Annotated in this window: 19 protein-coding genes; 8 read left to right on the top strand and 11 right to left on the bottom strand. The window is 75.1% G+C overall.

The window, feature by feature from the left end; genetic code table 11:
* Positions 1-16: 16 nt before the first annotated feature.
* From ACN27D_RS24200 to ACN27D_RS24185, 4 genes are read right to left on the bottom strand one after another with little or no spacing between them, the layout of a single operon-like run.
* Positions 17-742 carry an ABC transporter ATP-binding protein gene (locus ACN27D_RS24200; RefSeq protein WP_357824361.1) on the bottom strand — a complete coding sequence of 242 codons (726 nt, stop codon included), beginning with the start codon at positions 740-742 and terminating at the stop codon, positions 17-19.
* The gene (locus ACN27D_RS24195; protein ID WP_421500054.1) at positions 742-1,776 is read right to left on the bottom strand and encodes an ABC transporter ATP-binding protein; all 1,035 of its coding nucleotides are present in this window, start codon (positions 1,774-1,776) and stop codon (positions 742-744) included. The genes ACN27D_RS24200 and ACN27D_RS24195 overlap by 1 nt, the downstream gene beginning before the upstream one ends.
* 1 nt (position 1,777) lies before the next feature.
* A complete protein-coding gene (locus tag ACN27D_RS24190) occupies positions 1,778-4,501 on the bottom strand; it encodes an FtsX-like permease family protein (protein WP_421500053.1) in 2,724 nt (907 codons plus the stop codon).
* The gene (locus tag ACN27D_RS24185) at positions 4,498-7,683 is read right to left on the bottom strand and encodes an FtsX-like permease family protein (RefSeq protein ID WP_121686436.1); all 3,186 of its coding nucleotides are present in this window, start codon (positions 7,681-7,683) and stop codon (positions 4,498-4,500) included. Before ACN27D_RS24185 ends, ACN27D_RS24190 begins: the two co-directional genes overlap by 4 nt.
* A 316-nt stretch (positions 7,684-7,999) precedes the next feature.
* Between ACN27D_RS24185 and ACN27D_RS24180 the strand changes: the two genes are divergently transcribed.
* Positions 8,000-8,812, top strand: a complete 813-nt coding sequence (locus ACN27D_RS24180) for a hypothetical protein (protein ID WP_421500052.1) — start codon at positions 8,000-8,002, stop codon at positions 8,810-8,812.
* 64 nt (positions 8,813-8,876) lie between these two features.
* Here the strand turns inward: ACN27D_RS24180 and ligD are convergent, their stop codons facing one another.
* Positions 8,877-9,902, bottom strand: coding sequence for a non-homologous end-joining DNA ligase (gene ligD / locus ACN27D_RS24175; protein ID WP_121686439.1), 1,026 nt, complete (start codon positions 9,900-9,902; stop codon positions 8,877-8,879).
* A gap of 47 nt (positions 9,903-9,949) precedes the next feature.
* Here ligD and msrB point away from each other — a divergent pair, with 47 nt between their 5' ends.
* Positions 9,950-10,360 (top strand): peptide-methionine (R)-S-oxide reductase MsrB, encoded by a 411-nt coding sequence (gene msrB / locus ACN27D_RS24170; protein ID WP_013284828.1) that lies wholly within the window; start codon positions 9,950-9,952, stop codon positions 10,358-10,360.
* A gap of 8 nt (positions 10,361-10,368) precedes the next feature.
* Here the strand turns inward: msrB and ACN27D_RS24165 are convergent, their stop codons facing one another.
* On the bottom strand, positions 10,369-10,644 hold the full coding sequence (locus tag ACN27D_RS24165; RefSeq protein WP_120570994.1) for an isoamylase early set domain-containing protein: 276 nt from the start codon (positions 10,642-10,644) through the stop codon (positions 10,369-10,371).
* A gap of 155 nt (positions 10,645-10,799) precedes the next feature.
* Here ACN27D_RS24165 and ACN27D_RS24160 point away from each other — a divergent pair, with 155 nt between their 5' ends.
* From ACN27D_RS24160 to ACN27D_RS24145, 4 genes are all read left to right on the top strand, one after another.
* Complete coding sequence (locus ACN27D_RS24160) at positions 10,800-11,060, top strand: hypothetical protein (RefSeq protein ID WP_013284826.1); 261 nt, start codon at positions 10,800-10,802, stop codon at positions 11,058-11,060.
* Between the two features lie 53 nt (positions 11,061-11,113).
* Positions 11,114-11,791: a hypothetical protein gene (locus ACN27D_RS24155; RefSeq protein WP_421500051.1), complete on the top strand. Its 678-nt coding sequence runs from the start codon at positions 11,114-11,116 to the stop codon at positions 11,789-11,791.
* 95 nt (positions 11,792-11,886) lie between these two features.
* Positions 11,887-12,330, top strand: a complete 444-nt coding sequence (locus ACN27D_RS24150) for a GNAT family N-acetyltransferase (protein ID WP_421500050.1) — start codon at positions 11,887-11,889, stop codon at positions 12,328-12,330.
* 107 nt (positions 12,331-12,437) lie between these two features.
* Positions 12,438-13,553 carry a lytic polysaccharide monooxygenase gene (locus tag ACN27D_RS24145; RefSeq protein WP_194803024.1) on the top strand — a complete coding sequence of 372 codons (1,116 nt, stop codon included), beginning with the start codon at positions 12,438-12,440 and terminating at the stop codon, positions 13,551-13,553.
* A gap of 45 nt (positions 13,554-13,598) precedes the next feature.
* Here ACN27D_RS24145 and hemQ read toward each other — a convergent pair whose 3' ends face one another.
* From hemQ to hemE, 3 genes are read right to left on the bottom strand one after another with little or no spacing between them, the layout of a single operon-like run.
* A complete protein-coding gene (gene hemQ / locus ACN27D_RS24140; RefSeq protein WP_135238969.1) occupies positions 13,599-14,300 on the bottom strand; it encodes a hydrogen peroxide-dependent heme synthase in 702 nt (233 codons plus the stop codon).
* The gene (gene hemG / locus ACN27D_RS24135; protein WP_421500049.1) at positions 14,297-15,706 is read right to left on the bottom strand and encodes a protoporphyrinogen oxidase; all 1,410 of its coding nucleotides are present in this window, start codon (positions 15,704-15,706) and stop codon (positions 14,297-14,299) included. The genes hemQ and hemG overlap by 4 nt, the downstream gene beginning before the upstream one ends.
* Positions 15,707-15,715: 9 nt before the next feature.
* Positions 15,716-16,807, bottom strand: a complete 1,092-nt coding sequence (hemE, locus tag ACN27D_RS24130) for a uroporphyrinogen decarboxylase (RefSeq protein WP_205776070.1) — start codon at positions 16,805-16,807, stop codon at positions 15,716-15,718.
* 166 nt (positions 16,808-16,973) lie between these two features.
* Here hemE and ACN27D_RS24125 point away from each other — a divergent pair, with 166 nt between their 5' ends.
* Complete coding sequence (locus ACN27D_RS24125; RefSeq protein ID WP_120571001.1) at positions 16,974-17,546, top strand: DUF3000 domain-containing protein; 573 nt, start codon at positions 16,974-16,976, stop codon at positions 17,544-17,546.
* A 98-nt stretch (positions 17,547-17,644) separates the two neighbouring features.
* Here ACN27D_RS24125 and ACN27D_RS24120 read toward each other — a convergent pair whose 3' ends face one another.
* Positions 17,645-18,460: a hypothetical protein gene (locus ACN27D_RS24120; protein ID WP_350815149.1), complete on the bottom strand. Its 816-nt coding sequence runs from the start codon at positions 18,458-18,460 to the stop codon at positions 17,645-17,647.
* Between the two features lie 87 nt (positions 18,461-18,547).
* Positions 18,548-19,933, bottom strand: a complete 1,386-nt coding sequence (locus ACN27D_RS24115) for a trypsin-like peptidase domain-containing protein (protein WP_421500048.1) — start codon at positions 19,931-19,933, stop codon at positions 18,548-18,550.
* Positions 19,934-20,168: 235 nt separating this feature from the next.
* On the opposite strand from ACN27D_RS24115, the gene ACN27D_RS24110 reads away from it, so the two are divergent.
* Positions 20,169-21,491, top strand: a complete 1,323-nt coding sequence (locus tag ACN27D_RS24110; protein ID WP_421500047.1) for a ribonuclease D — start codon at positions 20,169-20,171, stop codon at positions 21,489-21,491.
* Positions 21,492-21,581 lie beyond the last annotated feature (90 nt).

Here is a 21,581-nt window from a genome sequence, read left to right as displayed (position 1 = left end):
CGGCCCGGCGTGCGGGTCAGTCCTCCGAGACGAGCCGGCCGTCGCGCAGCGTGAGCGTACGGTCGGCCAGCTCGATCAGTGCCGGGTCGTGCGTGGCCACCAGCGCGGTCATGCCGCGGGCGTGCACCACCGCCCGGAGCAGGTCCATGATCGACCGCCCGGTCTCGGAGTCGAGCTGACCGGTCGGCTCGTCGGCGATCAGCAGGTCCGGTTCGTTCGCCAGCGCCCGGGCCACCGCCACGCGCTGCTGCTGGCCGCCGGACAGCTCGTACGGGCGCTGCGCGGCGTGCCCGCCCAGCCCGACCAGCTCCAGCAGCACCGCCACCCGCTGCTCCCGCTCGGCCGCCGGCACCTTGGCCAGCCGCAGCGGCACCCCGACGTTCTCCGCCGCGGACAGGATCGGCACCAGGCCGAACGTCTGGAACACGAACCCGATCGTGCCCCGGCGCAGCGACAGCAGCTCCCGCTCGCCGGCCGCTGTGACGTCGTGCCCGGCCACCCGGATCAGGCCGGAGTCCGGCCGGTCCAGGCCGCCGACCAGGTTCAGCAGCGTGGTCTTGCCGGCGCCGGAGCGGCCCCGGACGGCGACCAGTTCGCCGCGTCCCGCCGTGAACGAGACGTCCCGCACGGCGTGCACGGCGTGCTCGCCCCTGCCGAAGGTGCGGCTCACCCCCTCGACCCGGACCACGTCCTCGACGGCCGACGCCGGCACCGCCGGCAGCACCACTGTCTGGTCGGTCATCACTCACTCTCCTCGCCGTGCGCCCGGTCGCCGGGGCGCACCTCGACGTGGTCGGGTTCCAGGTTGAGCCGGACCCGGTCGCGCAGCGACAGCGCCTCCACGAACTGCGCCGGCAGTTGCATCCGGCCGGTGCGGTCCAGCACCGCGTACTCCTCGCTGACCATCTCGGTGCCGCCGTCGGCGGTGATGCGCGCGGTCCGGCGTACCTCGGAGGCGGTCCGGCCGTCGCGGATCGCGACGGTACGGCGGACCTGGCCGGCCACGGCGTGGTCGTGGGTGACCACCACGATGGTGACCCCCAGTTCGGCGTTGATGGTGCGCAGCGCGGCGAAGACCTCGGCGCCGGTGGCCTCGTCCAGCTCGCCCGTCGGCTCGTCGGCGAAGAGGATCTCCGGGTCGTTCGCCACCGCCACGGCGACCGCGCAGCGCTGCTGCTCGCCGCCGCTCATCTGGCCCGGCCGGCGGTCCGCGCAGTAGCCGACGCCGACCATGTCCAGCAGCTCACGGGCCCGTTCGCGCCGCTTGCGCCCGCCGCCGGCCCGTCCGGCCAGCTTCATCGGCAGCTCCACGTTCTCCAGCGCGGTCAGGTACGGCAGCAGGTTGCGGCCGGTCTGCTGCCAGATGAACCCGACCACGTCCCGCCGGTACGCCAGCCGCCGCTTGTTCGACAGCGACAGCAGGTCGTAGTCGGCGACCCGGGCGATGCCGGCGGTGGGGGTGTCCAGGCCGGACAGGATGTTCAGCAGCGTCGACTTGCCGGAGCCGGAGGCGCCCACGATCGCGACCAGCTCGCCCCGGTCGATGACCAGGTCGAGGCCCTGGAGGGCGACGACCTCGACGCCCTCGGTCTTGAAGATGCGCACCAGACCGTCGCAGACGATGTGCCCGCGCAGCCGGTCGCGCCCGCCGGCCCGTTCGGCGGCGCGCTGCGCGGCGCGCTGTTGCAGTGACGCCAGGTCCGGTACGGCGGACGCCGGTTCGTCGCGCGGCGTGAGACGCGCCGGGCCCGGGTGACCGGAAGCGGTCGCGGTCATGTCAGCTCTCCTCTCCGAGCCGCAGCACCTCACCGAGGCGCAACCGGCGGTTGTTGACGGCTTCCACGGTGACCGCGAAGCCGAGGGCCAGCATGGCCAGGACCGACACCCCGGCCACCAGGCCGGGTTCGAAGCTGGGGCGCACGTCCACGCCCCCGGTGAAGGCGGGCAGGCCGAGCACCGGTGTGAGCAACAGTGGCAGCAACGCGCCGACCACCGCTCCGGTGAGCACCGACACCAGCACGAGCGGCGTCAGCTCGACCATCAGCAGTCCGCGCCACTGGCGGCGGGACAGGCCCATGGTGCGCAGGCGGGACAACACCTGCCCGCGCGAGCGGGCCCCGGCGAGCACCGCGAGCGCGAGCCCGAGCAGCCCCAGCGCGGCACCGCCTCCGGCGCCGAGCACGAACCCGAACACCAGCAGGCCGTTCACGCCGCTGCCGCCCAGGTCGGCGCGCACCGCCGAACGGGTCGTCACCTCCGGCGCGCGGGCCTTGTCGCCGGTGTCGACCCCGCCGATGCGCAGGTAGCGCCGCTGCCCCTCCCGCGCGACCCGGTCCACCTCGGCCGCGTCCACCCCCGACCCGGCGAGCACGAACCCGGTGGGCGCGAGCTGATGCGGCGCGTCGGCCGGCAACGCCGGCCACGGCAGCACCACGAACCGGCGTACGCCCTCGCCCACGAGCGCGAACTCGTCGACGGTGGCGGCGGTCCGCACCGGCAGCCGGTTGCCCTGTACGTCCAGCCAGGCGGGCCGCTCACCCCGGGCGTCGGCGAGCCCGGCGTCGGCCAGCTCCTCGGCCACCGCGGGGGACACCAGCGCCGGCAGCGGGCTGTTCCCGTCGGTGCGGGCCCGCACCGCGTCGGGCACGCTCACCGGTACGCCGGCCTCCCGTGCCACCTCGGCGAACCGCTCCCCGTCCACCAGCACCACACGCATCTCGGTGATCGGGGCGGGACGTCCGGCGCGGTCGGAGTACGGGCGTTCGGCCGGCACCGTGAGCAGCGGCGCGACAGCGCGTACCCCCGGCAGCTCGGCCAGCTTCTCGGCGGTGTCCGGCGTGAAGCGCTCACCGCCCACCAGCAGGTCACCGGGCACGGCCTGGGCGGCGGCGGTGTCCCGGCCGGTCTCGATGCCGGTCGCGACCACGCCGCAGAACGCGGCCGTGGCCACGGCCAGCACCACCACGACCAGCGGCCCGGTGGTCGCGGCCCGGCCCGCGCGGGCGGTGCCGAGGAACGCGACGCTGCCGCGCGCCCGGGCGGCGACGCGGCTGACCAGCCGCAACGGCCAGGGGTACGCGCGCAGCGCCAGCAGCGCCGCCGCGATCGCCAGCAGCACCGGAACCGAGACGAGCAGCGGGTCCACCGAACCGGCGGTGAGCCCGCGCCGGCGCAGCAGGAACGCGCCGAGCACGGCGAGCCCGAGCACCGCCACCTCGACGGTGAGCCGGACGGCCGGCGACCGGCCGCCCAGGTCGGAACGCCCACCGGCCCGGCGGCCGACGGCGAGCGCGGCCAGTGGCGGCAGCAGTGTGGCCAGGAGCCCGGCGATCACCACCCAGCGCCACGACGCCCCGGTGCCGGGCAGCAGTCCGCCGAGCAGCCAGCCGATCCCGGCCGCGGCCGGCAGCACCAGCAGCGACTCGGCCAGGCCGCGGCGCAGCACCGCGCCGGTGGAGCCGCCGCGTGCCCGGATCAGGTGGAACTCGGCGCGGCGGCGGCGCGCGGCCAGCCGGGCGGCCAGCAGCGTCAGCCCGGCCAGCGTGGCGAGCAGCCCGGCCGCGATGACCGCGAGCAGGGTACGCGCGGCGGCGAGCGAGTCGGCGAAGCGCCGCAGCGCGATGTCCACGCCCTGGCTGAGCGTCGCCACGGCGGGACGGCTGCGCTCCAGCCCGTCGACGCCGGCGATCAGCGCGTCGAGGCGGCCCGGTTCGAGCCGGTCCGGGGCGATCCGGTACCGCCAGCCGAAGCTGACCGGCCAACCGGTAGCGACGGCCTCGTCGACGCCGCCGTCGGCGGTGTAGGCGACGCCCACGAACGGGTCGCCGTCGCCCTCGGGCGGGGTGAGCTTGAGCATCGACGGCAGCGTGTCCCAGACGCCGTCGGCCGGGTCGTTCGGCCGCCACACGCCGACCAGGTGGACCGGGAGGGACTTGAGCACGTTGTCGTCCGGATCGAGGATCAGGAGCTGGAACCGGTCGCCGGTCTTCACGCCGAGCGTGCCGGCGATCGTCTCGGCGAGCGTCACCTCGACCGTGCGGGCCGGGGCGGCGGGGCGTTCCGGCCACCGCCCGCCGACCAGGGTGGCCGCCTCCTTGATGCCGGTACCGGCACGCAGGTGCACGTCGATCAGCCCCTTCTCGGGGGCGAGCGTCGGGCCGCGCAGCCGTCCGGGGACGGTCTGGGCGACGTACCAGCGCTGGCCGATGCTGTCCCGGACCTCGGCGGGCATCGCCTCCTCGATCCCGGCCAGCTCGGCCGCGTTACCGGTCACGGCGGCCCGGGTCGACGGCGGGAACGCGGTCGGCGCGGTGCTGTACGTGAGGTCGCGGCGGGCCACCGGCTGCCCGGCCACGTACTCGGTGAGCCCCTGCCCGGTCAGCCGGTCGGCGACCCGGGGCACCCCGGTGATCAGCAGGGCGGTCACCAGGGTCAGGACGGCGAGCAGCAGGAACTGCCCGCCGTATGCGCGTACCCGGCGCGCGGCACCAGGAAGGCTCATCGTTCTCCTCCGATCCGGAGCTGCGCGGCGGCGACCCGCTGGCGGATGCCGGTGGTGATGAGGGCGGCGAAGGCGAGCGCGGCGAGCAGCAGCCCGGCGGCTGTCGTCCCGATCGGCACCCAGGGCACTGTGAAGGCCGCCTCGGGCACCGGCCGGCCGGCGGCCGGGGTGAGGATCACCAGCGGCACCATGGTGGCCGCGACGAGGGCGCCGACGAGCATCCCGACGCCGACGCCGATCGCGGCCAGGAACGTCTGTTCCGCGAGGTACGCGCGTGCCAGCAGCCGGGTGTTCGCGCCGAGCGTGTTGAACACGGCGAACTCGGTCAGCCGGCGCCGGGTGGTGGCCCACACGTCGACCGCCAGGCCGACCAGGGCGAGCAGCACCGAGCCGAGCGCGGCGGCCAGCAGCCCGGTGCGCGCGCCCTGCCAGTACGGGTCCTCGGCGGCCTCCGCGGCCACCGCACGGCGGTCCAGCAGCACCGTGCCGCCGGTCGGGGCGAGCGCGTCAGCGGCGGCGGTGTGCCCGCCGGGCGTGGTGCCCAGCCACCACTCGGCCACCGGCCGGACGCCGCCGCTGCGTTCGAGGAGCTGCGTGGTGGCGGTGGGCAGGTCCAGCAGCACCCCGTCGCCCCCGGTGCCGGGCACCGCGGCGACCTGGCCGACCACAGTGACCTCGACCGTCACCTCGGCGACCGACAGCTTGACGGTGTCGCCGGTCTTGAGGCTCATCGCGGCGGCGACGCCGGGGGTGACGAGCACCGGCACCGGACGGTCCGGCGCCTGCGGCACCAGCGCGAACCGGGACGAGGGCACCCGGGCGAACTGCAACAGCCCGGCCGGCACGTCGAAGCCCTGCGTCCCGTCGATCCGGGTCGGGCTCGCCTTGGCGGTGCCGCGCGGCCCGGAGCCCGGGTCGATCACCCGCCAGGATCCCTCCACCGGCACCGGCAGGACCCCTCCGTCGGCGTCGGTGAGCCGCAGCTCGTCCAGGAGCAGCCGGTAGGAGCTGCCGGTGGCGTCGCCGCCGTCGGCCTCGAAGCCGGCCAGGCGCAGCGGGGCGCCGCCGCTGTCGGGCACCGGCACCGAGAAGCGCATCGGCTTCCCGTCACCGTCGGCCTCGGCCAGCCGGACCCGCCAGGTGGCCCCGGCGTCGGTGGTGAACAACGCGGTCACCGTCACCCGGGGCCGGTCGTACATGCTGTCGACAGGCGTGCGGACGGTGCCGGACAGCGTCTTCGCCCCCTCGGGCACAACGCCGCCGGCCGGCGCGGTCCGGCCGTTCGCGAGCCGGTCCAGCAGGGCGCCGGTGGACGCGTCACCGCCGGCGTCGTCGAGCCGGATCATCCCCTTCGCGGCGGCGGCGTCGAACGCCACCACTGTCGCCGGCCGGGCCTCACGGCCCAGGCGTACGTCGTCGCGCCAGGCCGGCAGCACCCGGTCGACGCCCGGTACGGCGGCCAGCTGGGCGGCCCGGTCCGCGGGGGCGGTGCCGTCCCGTTCGGTCAGCCGCAGGTCCGCGCCGACCGTGTGCTGCGCCTGGTCGCGCTGCGAGCGTTCCCAGGAGGCGACGAGCGACCAGGCGAGCGTGCTGCCGCCGACGGCGAGCGCGAGCAGCAGCACCGGACCGGCGTGCGGGCGGCGGCCCGCCTGCCACATGCCGAACATGGTGGCGTTCCACGTCCGGCGGTCCACGAAGCGTTCCGCGATCCGGGTGGTCGGCGGCAGCAGCCGCAGCGCGATCACCGCGCCGGCCAGCACGCCGATGGTGGGCGCGGCGGCCAGCAGTGGGTCGATGCCGAGGCTGCCGTTCGCGCCGGCCAGCGGCGAGGAGTACTGCCGCAGCTGGGTCCAGGCGAGCACGGCGAGCGCGACCAGCACGATGTCCACGCTCGCCCGCTGCACCGCCGCTCCCCGGGAGGGACGGGACCGGGCCGCCATGTCGGCGACGTAGGTGCCGGCCCGGCGCATCGCCGGCAGCACCATGGCGAGCAGGCAGCCCACCGCCGCGCCGACCGCGACCACCCACACCCGGGCCAGGTCGCCGTCGGCCAGCCCCAGGTCCGCGCCCAGGTAGTGGATCGCCTGCCCGGTCAGCGCCGGGGCCAGCAGCAGCGCCGGCGCCACCACGAGCGTCGCCTCGCGTACGGCCAGCCCGGCGATCTGCCCCCGGGCCGCACCCCGGGCCCGCAGCAGCGCGGTCTGCGCCCGCCGGTCCTCGTTGAGCAGCGCGGCCACCAGCACCAGCGCGTACCCGCCGAGCACCACGATCAGCAGCAGCGGGGTGAGCAGCGCCGACCGGCCCACCAGGTCGGCCCGGCTGAGCCGGTCGACGAGCCGGTCCAGGTGGCTGACCTGCTGTGTCGAGGAGCCCAGGCCGGTGGCCTCGGGCAGCTTCCCGGTGATCTCGTCCAGCGCTGTGGTCACGGCGGGCAGCCGGGCCGGCTCGACCGCCACCAGGTCGGGGTCGACCACCCAGGCCGCCGAGGTGGAGCCCGGGAAGGTGCGGGCGAAGTCGGCCGGGTCGAGCGCGAACGGCCCGTACGAGGTGATCTCCGCGTCGCCCTGGCTCTCCCCCACCCCCGGGGCGAGACGCCAGTACGCCTCGGCGGCGTCCCGGGGCCGCCACGTGCCGACGACCACCACCGTGCCGGCGCGCTCCGCGCCCCGGTCGTACAGCGGCACCCGCTCCCCGACCTCCAGGCTCAGTTGCGCGGCCACCTTCTCCGGCAACGTCACCTGCAACGGGTTGCTGCCGGGCACCGGCCACGCCCCGGCGGCCAGCTCGGCGTGCGCGGGCAGGTCGTCGAGCGTGGCCAGGTTGGCGAACATCGGATCGTCGTCGGTACGGGCGGCACCCACGTCACCGGTCAGCTCCCGCCCGGTCCCGGAGCGGGTCCCGGCCACGGTGACCGGAGCGCCGCCGAGCCCGTTCGCGAACTGTTCCCGTACCGCCCGGTCCCGCTCGGCGAACGCGGCGGCGTCGGCGCCGCCGGAGCCGCTGATCAGCAGGCTGCGTTCCTCGGCCGGGGCGGCGTCGAGCACCGCGCGGGCGCCCGCCTCGACCGCACGGCGGTTGTAGTCGGAGAGCCCGGTGACCAACGCGACCGCGACGAGTGCCGCGACAGCGGCGGCGAGCAGCAGCCCACGGGCCTCTACCGCCCGCCTCCACACCAGCTTCATCCGACGTCCTCTCCTGGCCCCGGCGGGCCGATGCCGAGAGAGAGCAGTGACACCCCGCAAAAGGTTCGCGCCCGTTACATGATCGTTATCGGTCCCCGCCGCCCCACCACCGCGCCCTCCCCGCCCACCTCCCCGTCGATCTTGGAGTTGTGGCACCTCGGATGCGCTCTATGTGGCTTTTGGGAACGACCACAACTCCAAGATCGACGAGGGTCACCGGGGTAGCGGGCGCGGCTGTCCACAGGGGCGGACGGGAGGGGCGGTGGGGCGGGAGGGTGGGCGGGTGTGGCGGTACGGGGAGTTGCTGGCGGGTGGGATGAGCCGTGGGGCAGTCCGGCACCGGGTGGAGGCGGGACGGCTGGGCCGGCTGGGCCGGGGTGTCTACGGCTGTGCCGACGACGAGACGAGCCGGTTGCGCGCCCTGTTCCGGCGGTTGCCGCCGGGCACCGTCGCGGGGTTCCACACGGGCGCGCGACTGCACCGGTTCGGGGCGGTGCCGGACGGCCGGGTGCACGTGATCGTGCCGCCCGGCGCGGGTGCGCCCCGCATCCGGGGCGTGGCGGCGCATCAGACGGTGCTGCCGGTCCCGGACGCGGTGGAGATCGCCGGCATCCCCTGCGCGCCCGCCGCCCGCTGCGCGGTGGACCTGGCCCGGTTGATCCGGCGGGCGGACGCGCTACCGGTGCTGGACCTCTGCCTTCGAGTCGGCGCCTGCCGCCACGAGGATCTGCGGACCGAGGTGGCGTGGCACGCCGGCCTGCGGGGAGTACGACAGGCGGGGCAACTCGTCGCGCTCGCCGACCCGCGTTCGGAGTGCCGGCAGGAGAGCCAGTTACGCCTGTTGCTGATCGACGGCGGGCTGCCGCCGCCGGAGCCGCAGCTGTGGGTCTCCGACCACGACGGGATACCGATCTACCGCCTCGACCTGGGCTATCGCGACCAGCGCATCGGTCTGGAGTACGACGGCGGATCCCACCTCGACCCCGGCCGGCTGCACCACGACCGCTCCCGGCTCAACTGGCTGGCCGAGCACGGCTGGCGCATGCGGGTCTACACGGCCACCGACCTCTACCGCCGCCCCCGGCACGTCGTCGCTTCGGTCCGGGCCCTGCTGACCGCCTCCGGCTGAGCCGCGGTCACCCGAGCACGACGCACGCCGGTCCACCCGTCGGCAAGGAAACGGCGAGGCGGGGTCAGGGGCGAGGGCGGTCGCGGTCCTTGGACGGCTGGACCCGCTTCGGCTCGCCGGGCATCTTCGGGTATTCCGGCGGGTACGGCATGTCGCCCAGCCCGTCCGCGGCGTCCCGCTCGGCCCACTCCAGCAGCGGCGTGATGTCCCACGGGGCGTCGTCGATGCCGGCGTGCGGGTCACCGCGCTCGGCGAACCGGGCCGGCACCGTACCGAGGTGGAAGTCGTCCGGGTCGACCTGCGGCAGCTCGTCCCAGTCGACCGGGGTGGAGACGGTGGCGCGGCCGTTGGCGCGCAGTGAGTACGCGCAGGCGATGGTGCGGTCCCGCGCCATCTGGTTGAAGTCGACGAAGACGCGCTCGCCGCGCTCCTCCTTCCACCAGGCGGTGGTGACCAGCTCGGGGCGGCGGCGTTCCAGCTCCCGGGCCAGCGCGATGGTGGCCCGGCGCACCTCCACGAACGTCCAGCGCGGCTGGATGCGCAGGTAGACGTGCACGCCCCGGCCGCCGGAGGTCTTCGGCCAGCCGGGCACGCCCAGCTCGTCGAGCAGCCCGCGCAGCTCACCGGCGGCGGTCACCGCGTCGGCGAAGTCGGTGCCGGGTTGCGGGTCGAGGTCGACGCGCAGCTCGTCGGGGCGGTCGGTGTCGGCGGCGCGCACCGGCCACGGGTGGAACACCACTGTGCCCATCTGCGCCGCCCAGGCCACGTGCGCCAGGTCGGCCGGGCACAGCTCGTCGGCCGGGCGGCCGCTGGGGAAGGCGATCCGCGCGGTGCGGACCCACGGCGGCACGCCCCGCTGCGGCACCCGCTTCTGGAAGAACATCTCCCCCTCGATGCCGTCGGGGAAGCGCTGGAGCGTGGTGGGCCGGTCGCGCAGGGCGCGCATGATCCCGTCGCCGACTGCGAGGTAGTAGCGGAAGACGTCGGCCTTGGTGAAGCCGCGCTGCGGGAAGATCACCCGATCGGGGCTGCTCAGCCGCACCGTGTGCCCGGCTACCTCGATCTCCTCGACCGCACTCCTGCCCGCCATCACGCGACCATATGCGATGCCACCGACACCCGACGTACCGTGGAACGGTGAGTCTTTCCGACAACGAACTGCCCCGTACCGAGGACGAATGGCGCGTCCGGCTGAGCCCCGAGGAGTTCCGGGTGCTCCGCGAGGCCGGCACCGAGGCGCCCTGGACCGGTGAGTACGTCGACACCAAGACCCCCGGCGTCTACCACTGCCGGGCCTGCGGGCTGGAACTGTTCCGCAGCCAGGACAAGTTCGACTCGCACTGCGGCTGGCCGAGCTTCGACGACGCCATCCCGGGCGCGGTCAAGGAGATCCCGGACAACACGCTCGGCATGCGGCGCGTGGAGATCCGCTGCGCGCGCTGCGACAGCCACCTCGGGCACGTCTTCGAGGGCGAGGGCTTCACCCCGAAGGACACCCGGCACTGCGTCAACTCGATCTCGGTGCGGCTGGAGCCCAGCGCCGGCTGACGGCGGCGTCACAACCGCAGCAGGCCGCCGGCCTCGTCCACCTGGTCGGCGGCCTCGTCGTCCAGCCACACCCCGCCGGTGGCGAGGTAGCGGAAGCGGTACTCCCCCGGCGCGAGCCGGACCGTCACGGTACGGGTGCCGTCGCGCCGCGGCACCAGCTCGTGCCGGCCGGGCTCCCACCCGTTGAAGCAGCCGACCACGCTGACCGTGCCGGCCGGGGTGTCCCGGGGCAGCGAGAACGTCACCCGGGTCTGGTTGCCGAAGAGCCTGTTGCGCTTGATCACGAATCCTCCGGGGATTTTCGGCGGTCACAGGAGTCAACGCGCGACACGCCGGGAGCGACTCGCCGTGGGGCCGGATCAGGTTCGCCGGTTCCGGTTGCTCGAAGGTGTCCTCTGCGCGACTCTCGGATGACAGGTCCGTTTTCGGGGGGTTTCGCATGGCTGCCTGCGAGGTTTGCGGCAACGACTACTGGATGGCGTTCGAGGTGCGCACCGTCGACGGGTCGCGGCACACGTTCGACTGCTTCGAGTGCGCGGTGCACAAGATGGCGCCGATCTGCGAGCACTGCCAGATCAAGATCGTCGGGCACGGCGTCGAGGTCTCCGGCCGCTTCTTCTGCTGCGCCCACTGCGCCCGCGCCGTCGAGGGCGAGCAGGGCGCCGAGGTACGCGACGCGGTCGGCGCCCGCCCCGCCTGACGCGGCCGCTCCCGGGGCACCACCGGCGTCGATCTCCGTCTACCATCCCTCCGGTGTCCCGACGGTTGATCATCTCGGTGGCCCTGGTCGCCACCCTCACCGGCTGCGGTTCCGCCACCGAGCCCGGTGCCGCGACCGCCCCCGATCCGGCGCTCGTCGCGCCCTCGCCCACCGACGGCGGCGCCGCCGCGGCGCTGCGCGACCGGTACGCCGCGACCGGCAGCCTGGCCGGCCTGGCCGAGAAGCCCGAGCACGCCAGCGAACGGCTCGACTCCGACGGTGTCGCCTGCGGTCGCTCCCTGCCCCTGCTCGACCGGCGGCTCGTCGCGTCCACCCGGGTCTTCGTCACGCCGGAGGGGACCCCGGCCGGCGAGTTCGTCGAGATCGCCCAGGAGACGGTGGTCTACCCGGACGAGCAGACAGCCGCGGACGCGGTACGGCAGGTCTTCGGCGTGCTGGAGGCGTGCGAGCGCGACGAGGAGGGCGGCCAGGTGACCGCCGGACACACCGCGGCGGACCTGCCCACCGGGCTGGGCGTGCCGGGCCGGGTGGTGTCCGCGACCATGACCGTGTCCGACGGCACGCGCTTCCCGCACCGCTACGGCTGCCTGCACCACGGCCGGGTGACCCAGTGCGTCGCGGTCTGGACCCGCTCGGCGGCCGACACCGGCACCTGGTTCGAGCGCGCCGTCACCGTCACCGCCACCGGGCTGCGCACTTCGAAGGGCTGAACGCGCCGGGCCGCGCCGGCCTGGCGCGCGCCGAGCCGACGCGTCGCGCCAGGGGGACCACGAGCGGCCGGAGACGCGCCGCCTACCCTGGGCCGATGCCCGTCGAGTCCCACCTGGCCGGCTTCGCCGACCTGGACGCCCGCACCTTCCACGACCTGCTCCGGCTGCGCATCGACGTGTTCGTGGTCGAGCAGTCCTGCCCGTACCCGGAACTGGACGGCCGGGACGTCGAACCCGGCACCCGCCACCTGTGGCTGAGCAGTGACGGCGCCGTGGTCGCGTACCTGCGGATCCTGGCCGACCCCGGCGGCGTCGCACGGATCGGACGGGTCGTGGTGGCGCCGGCGGCGCGCGGCGCGGGCCTGGCCGGTGCGCTGATGACCGAGGCCCTGGCCGTGGCGGGTGACCGGCCGTGCGTGCTCGACGCGCAGACGCACCTGGTCGGCTTCTACGCCGGGTTCGGCTTCACCGTCGACGGCCCCGGCTACGTCGAGGACGGCATCCCGCACACCCCGATGCGCCGCGACCCGACTCATTGACGTTTGTCGCTTTTTGTGGCACCGTGCGGGCGGAGCCGCCACGCGGGAGAGGGCAACTCCCGACAGTCCGGGCGTCGTGCACCGACACCCATCCCGGAGGCTTTCCCATGTCCACTCCGTACCGCCGCCCCTTACCGCTCGCGGCGGCGATCCTCGCCGTCTGCGCGGTGGTGGCGGCGCTGCTCACCACCGCGTTCTCCGGCCCGGCCTCGGCGCACGGGTCGGTCGTCGACCCGGCCTCGCGCGCCTACAGCTGCTGGCAGCGCTGGGGCGGTGACTTCCAGAACCCGGCCATGGCCACCCAGGACCCGATGTGCTGGCAGGCGTGGCAGGCCGACCCGAACGCCATGTGGAACTGGAACGGCCTGTTCCGCGAGGGCGTGGCCGGCAACCATCAGGGCGCCATCCCGGACGGGCAGCTGTGCAGCGGCGGACGCACCCAGAGCGGCCGGTACAACGCGCTCGACACCGTCGGCGCCTGGAAGACCGTGCCGGTCACCAACAGCTTCCGGGTCAAGTTCTTCGACCAGGCCAGCCACGGCGCCGACTACATCCGGGTGTACGTGACCAAGCAGGGTTTCAACGCGCTCACCTCGCCGCTGCGCTGGAGCGACCTGGAACTGGTCGGCCAGATCGGCAACACCCCGGCCAGCCAGTGGACGCGTGAGGTGGACGGCGTGTCCATCCAGATCCCGGCGAACGCGCCGGGCCGCACCGGCCGGCACATCGTCTACACCATCTGGCAGGCCAGCCACCTGGACCAGTCCTACTACCTGTGCAGCGACGTGGACTTCGGCGGGTCCGGCCCGACCACGCCGCCGACCAGCACGCCGCCGACCAGCACCCCGCCGACGAGCACGCCGCCCACCAGCACGCCCCCGACCAGCCCGCCGCCGACCACGCCGAACCCGGCCGGTGGCTGCACCGCGACGTACGCGATCACCGGTTCGTGGGGCGGCGGCTTCCAGGCCGAGGTGAAGGTGACAAACGGCAGCGGTTCACCGATCCGCGGCTGGTCGGTGAGCTGGAACTACCAGAACGGCCAGCAGGTCAACTCGGCGTGGAACGCCACTGTCACCACCAGCGGAACGCTGGTGACGGCACGCAACGTGGCCTACAACGGCTCGCTCGCACCGGGCGCCAGCACCTCGTTCGGCTTCACCGGCTCGGCCGGTGCGACGAACCCGGTGCCCGGCATCCTGTCCTGCACGACGACCGCCTGACCGGGCTCCGGCCGGGACCGCGCTCGCGGTCCCGGCCGGGCACCCTCAGACCAGGCAGTTGACGATGTCGGCGACCGGGCGGCGGCGGCCGGTGTAGAACGGGATCTCCTCCCGCACGTGCCGGCGGGCGCCGGAGGCGCGCAGGTCGCGCATCAGGTCCACGATCCGGTGCAGCTCGTCGGCCTCGAACGCCAGCATCCACTCGTAGTCGCCGAGCGCGAACGAGGCGACCGTGTTGGCCCGCACGTCCGGGTAGCCCCGGGCCATCTTGCCGTGCTCGGCCAGCAGCTCGCGCCGCTCGGCGTCGGGCAGCAGGTACCACTCGTACGAGCGCACGAACGGGTAGACGCACAGGTAGGCGCGGGGCTCCTCGTCGTTCAGGAAAGCCGGGATGTGGCTCTTGTTGAACTCGGCCGGGCGGTGCAGCGCCATCTGCGACCAGACCGGGGTGAGGGCCCGGCCCAGCGTGGTCCGGCGGAACCGCAGGTACGCGTCCTGCAGCGCGTCGCTGGACGACGAGTGCCACCAGATCATCAGGTCGGCGTCGGCGCGCAGCCCGGCCACGTCGTACGTGCCCCGGATCGTGACGTCCTTGCCGGCCAGCTCGGTGAAGAGCGACTCGACCTCGTCGACGACGTTCTCCCGCAGCGACGGCAGCGGGCTGGTGGCCCGGTACACCGACCACATCGTGTAGCGGATGGTCTCGTTGAGCTCGCGCAGCCGCGCCGCGTTGGTCTGCTCGGTCATGCTGCCGATCCTTCCAGTGCCGTGATGATCTCTTCGGCCGCCGTCTCGCCGGAGCGGACGCACACCGGGATGCCGACGCCGTCGTAACCGGCCCCGGCCACTGCAAGCGTCGGGTGGGCGGCGCGCAGCGCCGTCCGGACCGCCGCCACCCGGGCGGTGTGCCCGGGCGTGTACTGGGGCAGCGCGCCACCCCACCGCTGCACGTGCCGGGCCACCGGCGCCGGCAGCGGCGCGCCGAGCACCGCCGACAGCTCCCGGTGCACCGTGTCGGCCAGGTCGTCGTCGGTGAGCTGCAGCGACGTCTCGTCGCCGTACCGGCCCACCGAGGCGCGCATCAGCGCCAGCCCGTCCGGCCGCCGCAGGTGCCCCCACTTGGTGGTGAAGAACGTGGACGCCTTGATCGTCAGCCCCTCACCGGCCGGCACCAGGAAGCCGGACAGCTCCGGCAGGGCCGGCCCCGGCAGCGCGAGGGTGATCAGGGCGACGCTCGCGTAGTCGAGCGCGCCCACCGTGCCGGCCGCCTCGGGCGCGGCGGCGGCGAGCAGCCGGGCGGCCGGGCGGGCCGGCACCGCGAGCAGCACCGCGTCCGCCTCGACGTGCTCGGCGTCGCGGGTCGGCCCGACTGTGAGCCGCCAGCCGTCCGGGGTGCGGCGCAACTCGCGTACCGCGGCGCCCCGGCGGATCGTCGCACCGCTCGCCGTCGCCGCCGCCGCGACCAGCGTGCTCAGCCCGCCGGCGAGGGTGCCGAAGACCGGGGCGCCCGGCGCGCGCGGCGCGGCGGCCTGCGCGGCGCGTACCGCACCGACCAGCGTGTGCTCGGCGCGGGCCGCGCGGGCCAGCGCCGGCATCGTGGTGACCAGCGACAGGTCGTCGGCCCGCCCCGCGTACACGCCGCCGAGCATCGGGTCGACCAGCCGCTCCACCACCGCGTCACCGAGACGCTTGCGGACCAGCTCACCGACCGAGGTGTCCTCGCCGTCGGCCAGCAGCGGGTGGCCCGCGTCGCGGTCGGCGTCCGCGGCCGGCGGCGCCACCGCCGCCACCTTGTCCAGATCCCCGGGTACGCCGACGAGCGTGCCGCCCGGCACCGGGCGCAACGTGCCGTCGACCAGCAGGGCCGCCTGCCCGACCGTGGGGTGCACGATCTCCTCGTCCAGGCCGAGGCGGCGGGCCAGCGTCACCGCCGCCGACTCGCCACCGGCCGGGTCGCGCATGAGGAACGACTCGGCGCCGAACTCGACCGGGCCACCGGCCAGCTCACCGGTGAACAGCTTGCCGCCGAGACGACCGGACTGCTCGTACACGGTGATCTCGGTGCCCTCGGGAGCCCGGTCGCGCAACCGGACGGCGGCGGCCAGCCCGGTGATCCCGCCACCGACGATCGCCACCCGCCACGGTCGCACCACTGTCTCCTCCTAGCGCTCCGGTCGCGCGGTCAGTTCGTGCACCAGCGCGACCACCCGGGTCAGCACCTCGGGGTCGGTCTCCGGCAGGACGCCGTGACCGAGGTTGAACACGTGGCCGGGAGCGGCCCGGCCCTGCTCGACGATGCGCCGCACCTCGGTCTCCACCGCCGGCCAGGGGGCGAGCAGCACCGTCGGGTCGAGGTTGCCCTGCACCGCCTTGTCCGGGCCGATCCGGCCGGTGGCGACGTCCAGCGGGGTACGCCAGTCCACGCCCACCACGTCGGCCCCGGCCTCGCCCATCGCGCCGAGCAGCTCGCCGGTGCCCACCCCGAAGTGGATCCGCGGCACACCCGCGTCGGCGAGCCCGCCCAGCACGTACGTCGAGTGCGGCAGCACGAAACGGCGGTAGTCGGCCTCGGAGAGCGCGCCCGCCCACGAGTCGAACAGCTGCACCGCGGAGACCCCGGCGTCGATCTGCACCTGGAGGAACGCCAGCGTCACCTCGGCCAGCCGCGCGCACAGCGCGTGCCACAGGTCCGGGTCGCCGTACATCAGCGCCTTCGTCTTGGCGTGCGTACGCGACGGGCCGCCCTCGACCAGGTAGCTGGCAAGCGTGAACGGAGCGCCGGCGAAGCCGATCAGCGGGGTGTCGCCCAGCTCGACGACGAGCCGGCGGACCGCCTCGTCCACGTACGACACGTCGTCGCGGCCGATCGGGCTGATCCGCTCGACGTCGGCGGCGGTACGGACCGGCTCGGCCACCACCGGACCGGTGCCGGGCACGATGTCCAGGTCGACGCCGGCCGCGGCGACCGGCACCACGATGTCGCTGAACAGGATCGCCGCGTCCACGCCGTGCCGGCGCACCGGCTGGAGCGTGATCTCGGTGACCAGCTCGGGCCGGCGGCACGACTCCAGCATCGGCACGTTGGCCCGGATCTCCCGGTACTCCGGCAGCGACCGGCCGGCCTGGCGCATGAACCAGACCGGGGTGTGCGGGCCCGGCTCGCGCCGGCAGGCGCGGACGAAGGGCGAGTCGGCCGGCCCGCCGCGGCGGGGTTCTCCGTCTCGGGCGGCAGTGCCCGTGGTGTCGGTGGTCATCGCGGCAATCGTGCCACGCCCCCGGTGCGCGCCCGCGCTCACCGTCCGCATTTGTGACGTAGAAGGAAGGGCACCCGCCCGACGCCTCCGGCAGAGCGTCGCCTTAACCGTCGATCACCCGGCGCGCCGTCGCGCGCCGCGCGGTGAGCGCGCATAGGCTGCCCGCATGGCCCCCCCGATCGCGCTCCCGGAAACGTTCGCTCGCGCGGTCGCGGGGCTGCGGTCGGTGACACCCCGCCCGGAGATCGTCCTGGAGGAGGTCGGCGCGCCGCAGCGGCTGGCCCCGTACGCGTTCGCGCTGTCCGCCGCCGTGATGCGCGACGACGACGAGGTGGCCACCGGCCGGCTGATCCTGCTGCACGACCCGGCCGGGCACGAGGCGTGGCAGGGCACCTTGCGGCTGGTCACGTACGTCACCGCCGAGCTGGAGGTCGACCTCGCCAGCGACCCGCTGCTGCCGGGCGTCGGCTGGACCTGGCTGACCGACGCGCTCGACGTGCAGGGCGCCGGGCACCGGGCAATCGGCGGCACCGTCACCCAGACGCTCTCCACCCGCTTCGGCGAGCTGGCCGGGCCGCCCGCCGCCGGTGACATCGAGATCCGCGCCTCCTGGACGCCGTTGCGCGCCGACCTCGGCCCGCACCTGCTGGGCTGGTGCACGCTGCTGGCCTCCACGGCCGGCCTGCCGCCGCCCGGTGTCACCGCGCTGCCCACCCGCCGCTCGGCGGGCGCCGCCTGACCGTCGTACCCTCTCCGCCGCCCGGCCGGCTCCGCCGCTGACGCCCGATGCGCGAAGGCCGCCCCGGGCGAGCCGGGGCGGCCTTCGGGCGGACGCGGTCAGAGGTAGTTCTCGGCCTCGTCGCAGACCTTGTCCAGGCCCTTGTTGGCCGCCTCGAAGCCGGCCCGGTCGCCGCGCGACGCCGCCGCGATGGCGGTGGTCAGCTTGTCCAGGCAGCTCGCGATGACCTTCTTCTGCCGGGCCTGCTCGTCTCGGTCGTTCTTGGTGCCGGTCAGGTCCTGCTGGGTGTCCGACAGCCGCTCCTGGACCGTCTTCAGCTCGCCCTTGAGCTTCTCGATCTCCTGCTGGTTCGCCGAGATCGTGCCGTCACGCTGGCTGACCGTCTGCCGGGACTTGTCCAGCTCGCCGTTCGTAGAGACGTACAGGAACGTCATCACGCCGCCGAAGACGAACAGCAACGCGGCCACGAGGCCGAGCACCAGCGCGGCCCACTTCCGGCCGCCGCCGGTCGCCGGCGCGGCGGCCGGCGGGCCGTACGGGCCGGGCGGCCCGGACATCGGCGGCGGCGCGAAGCCGGGGCCGGACACCGGCGGCGCGGACGCCGGCGGGACCGACATCGGCTGCGCGTAACCGGGGGCGGAGACCGGCGGGACGGATACCGGCGGCGCCGACATCGGCTGCGCCGGCGGGGGCACCGGGGCGGCACCCGGCGCGTATCCCGGCTGTCCCGGCGCGGCGGGCTGGTATCCGCCGTACCCGGGAGCGCCGTCGGACGCGGTGGGCTGGTGCAGGGTCGGCGCGGGCTGGTTCGGGTCGTACTGCTGGGGCGCGGGCCGGCTGCCGTACGGGTTGCCGTAGACCGTGCCCCCCGGCGCCGGGGGCGGGTTGTCGCCCCCGGCCGGTGGGTAGGACATGTCGTTCCTCCAGATGTGCTGGTCCCCCGCGGGGTGGCCCGATGGGCCGGGGTCGATGCGGTGCGGCCGGGCCGGTGTGGCCACCGGTCAGCAGAGCCGGAACCGGTCGCAGGCGGTCTTGATCGGCACGGCGAGCCCGATGCCCTCGGCGTTACGGGCCTTGGCCGTGGCGATGCCGACGACCTCCTTCGAACCGTTGATCACCGGACCGCCGGAGTTGCCCGGGTTGATCGGCGCGTCGAACTGGATCACCGGGCCGCCGCCGCGCTCGTCCTCACGGAACGCGCTGACCACGCCCGTGGTGACGCTGTCCTGCAACCCGAGCGGCGCGCCGACCACGATGATCTGCTGGCCGGACCGCACCGGGGCGCCGGCCGCGACCAGCCCGGTGAACTTGGCGGTGGTCCGGAGCTGCGCCAGGTCCTTGTCCTTGTCGGTGGCGATGATGGTCGCCTCGAACCGCTGGTCCTTGCGCTCCAGGAACACCTTGCGCTCACCGGCGGTGAAGACCGCCTCGACCACGTGGAAGTTCGTCAGCAGCGTGGTGCCGCCGCCCGACGGCGCCTTGCCGACGGCGAACGCGGTACCGGTGAACTGCCCGGCCCGCACCCGGAACACGCTCGGCAGCACCGCGCTGGCCACCGCCTCCGGGTTGAAGGCCGCGTCGGCCTGCTTCTCCAGGCTGCCGGCGCGCTGCTCCAGGCCGTCGAGCCGGCTGGCGTCCGCGCCCTGCCCCTCGGCCATCCGCTTGTCGGCGGCGGCGAGCCGGTCGTCGAGCCGGTAGATCTGGTACGCCTGCACGCCGGTGACCACTGTCAGCACGGCGGCCAGGGCCAGCGCCACCACCGCCACCCGGCTGCGCCGGGACGCCGGGCCGGCCGGGCCGCCCAGGGGCGCGGGCTGACCCGGGTACGCGGGGCCCGGCTGCGACGGCCCGGACACCGGCTGGCCCGGATAGGCGGGCGCGGACACGGGCGGGCCCGGGTACGACGGGCCGCCGCCGGACGGGCCCGGATACGACGGTGCGGGCTGCCGGTCCGGGTACGACGACCCCGCCCCGCCCGGATACGACGGCGTCGCGGAGACCGGCTGTCCCGGATACGACGGCGACGCGGCCGGCTGACCCGGGTACGCCGGAGCGGCGGACCGGGAGGTCTGCGCCGGTACGGCGCCGAAGGACGACGGCTGCGCCGGTACGGCGCCGAAGGACGACGGCTGCGCCGGTGCGGCGCCGTAGGACGACTGGCCCGGCTGGGAAGGTGTGGTGCCGTAGGACGGCGGCTGGACGGCGGCCCGAGCCGAGGACGCCGGGTAGCCGGGCGTGCCGCTCCACTCGGATCCACCGGCGAACGGCGCCGGGGCCGAGCCGGCGAGCGGGGCGAAGCGCGGCGGCAGCGGCCCCGGCCGGTCGGCCGCCGTGTCGCCGCCGACCTGTCCCGGCACGTCGTCGCCGGTTCCGTACCCGCCTGTCATGCTCGACCGTCCTCCCCGTCGGCTTCCGCCGACGCCCCCCGACCGCTGTGGCACGGCCCGTACGCCGTTCGCGGCTCGATGGACCGTACCGGCGGGAACGGGCTTTGTCTTCCCCCTTGTCCGACCCTCTCACGGCCCCGCAACCCGCACCTTTCCGGTCACCTGACGGCCGTCGCGCCGACACGCGCCCGACCGGCTGCGCACACCGGATCGTCCGGCCTACTAGGGTTGTCAGGTGACCGACGAACCACCCCTGCGCCGTCGGGCCGCCGAAAGCCGTACCGGAGAGGCGTCCGCCGATCCGACGTCGGCCCTGCCGGAGCCGGCGGACGCGGGGACCGAGACCGACCCGGGCGCGGCCGTCCCCCTGACCGCGCCGCGCGACGGCACGCCCGCCCCGGTGGCCACACCTGCCGAGTTGGACGAGGTCGTGGCCCGCTTCGCGGCCGGCAGCGGCCCGGTGGCCCTGGACGCCGAACGCGCCTCCGGCTACCGCTACAGCCAGCGCGCCTATCTGGTGCAGCTGCGTCGCGGCGGCTCCGGCACCGCGCTCATCGACCCGCTGCCGCTGCCCGACCTGTCCGCCCTGGACGCGGCGATCGCCGGGACCGAGTGGGTGCTGCACGCCGCCAGCCAGGATCTCGCCTGCCTGGCCGAGGTGGGTCTGCGCCCGCGCCGGTTGTTCGACACCGAACTGGCCGCCCGGCTGGCCGGGTTCGAGCGGGTCGGCCTGGCCGCGCTGACCGAACAGCTGCTCGGGTTCAGCCTGGAGAAGCACCACTCCGCCGCCGACTGGTCCAGCCGGCCGCTGCCGGAGTCCTGGCTGACGTACGCGGCGCTCGACGTGGAGCTGCTCGTGGACCTGCGCGACGCGCTGGACGAGGAGTTGCAGCGGCAGGGCAAGTCCGCCTGGGCGGCGGAGGAGTTCGACGCGCTCGTGCGCAACGGCGCCCGTCCGCCGCGCGTCCGCGCCGAGCCGTGGCGGCGCACGTCCGGCATCCACCGGGTGCGCGGCGCGCGCGCCCAGGCCCGGGTGCGTTCCCTCTGGTACGCGCGGGACCAGATCGCCGCCCGCCGGGACGCCGCGCCGGGCCGGGTGCTGCCCGACTCGGCCATCGTGGCCGCCGCCGAGCTGGACCCGAAGGACGAAAAGACGCTGCTCACGCTGCCCGGGTTCGGTGGGCGGTCGGTGCGCCGGCTGGCGCGTACCTGGCTGGCGGCGCTGGACGACGCGCGCCAGTTGCCGGACGACGCGCTGCCGGTGAGCCCGACGGTGGAGGGGCCGCCTCCGCCGCACCGGTGGGCCGAACGCGACCCGGTGGCGGCCGGCCGGCTGGCCCGCGCCCGGGAGGTGGTGGTCGGCACCGCCGGGGCGCACCGCCTGCCGGCGGAGAACCTGATCGCGCCGGACTCGATCCGCCGGCTGGCGTGGCAGCCGCCCGCGGAGATCACCGACGAGACGGTTGCGGAGACGCTGCGCGGGTTCGGTGCCCGCGAGTGGCAGATCGGTCTGCTGCTGCCCGCTCTTACCGAGGCGCTGCGCACCCCCCAGCAGTAACGTCGGTGGCAGGTGTGAGGTGGGCCACGCGGGGGGTGGTGCCACGTTTGGTTACTGGCGAGTAGCATCCGGGGAAATGCCCGTGCCGAG

It is taken from the genome of Micromonospora sp. WMMD1274, from assembly GCF_049179035.1.
Taxonomy (GTDB): Bacteria; Actinomycetota; Actinomycetes; order Mycobacteriales; family Micromonosporaceae; genus Micromonospora; species Micromonospora tulbaghiae.
Note: the sequence above shows the minus strand (reverse complement) of the source record. Positions and strands in the feature narration are given on the sequence as shown.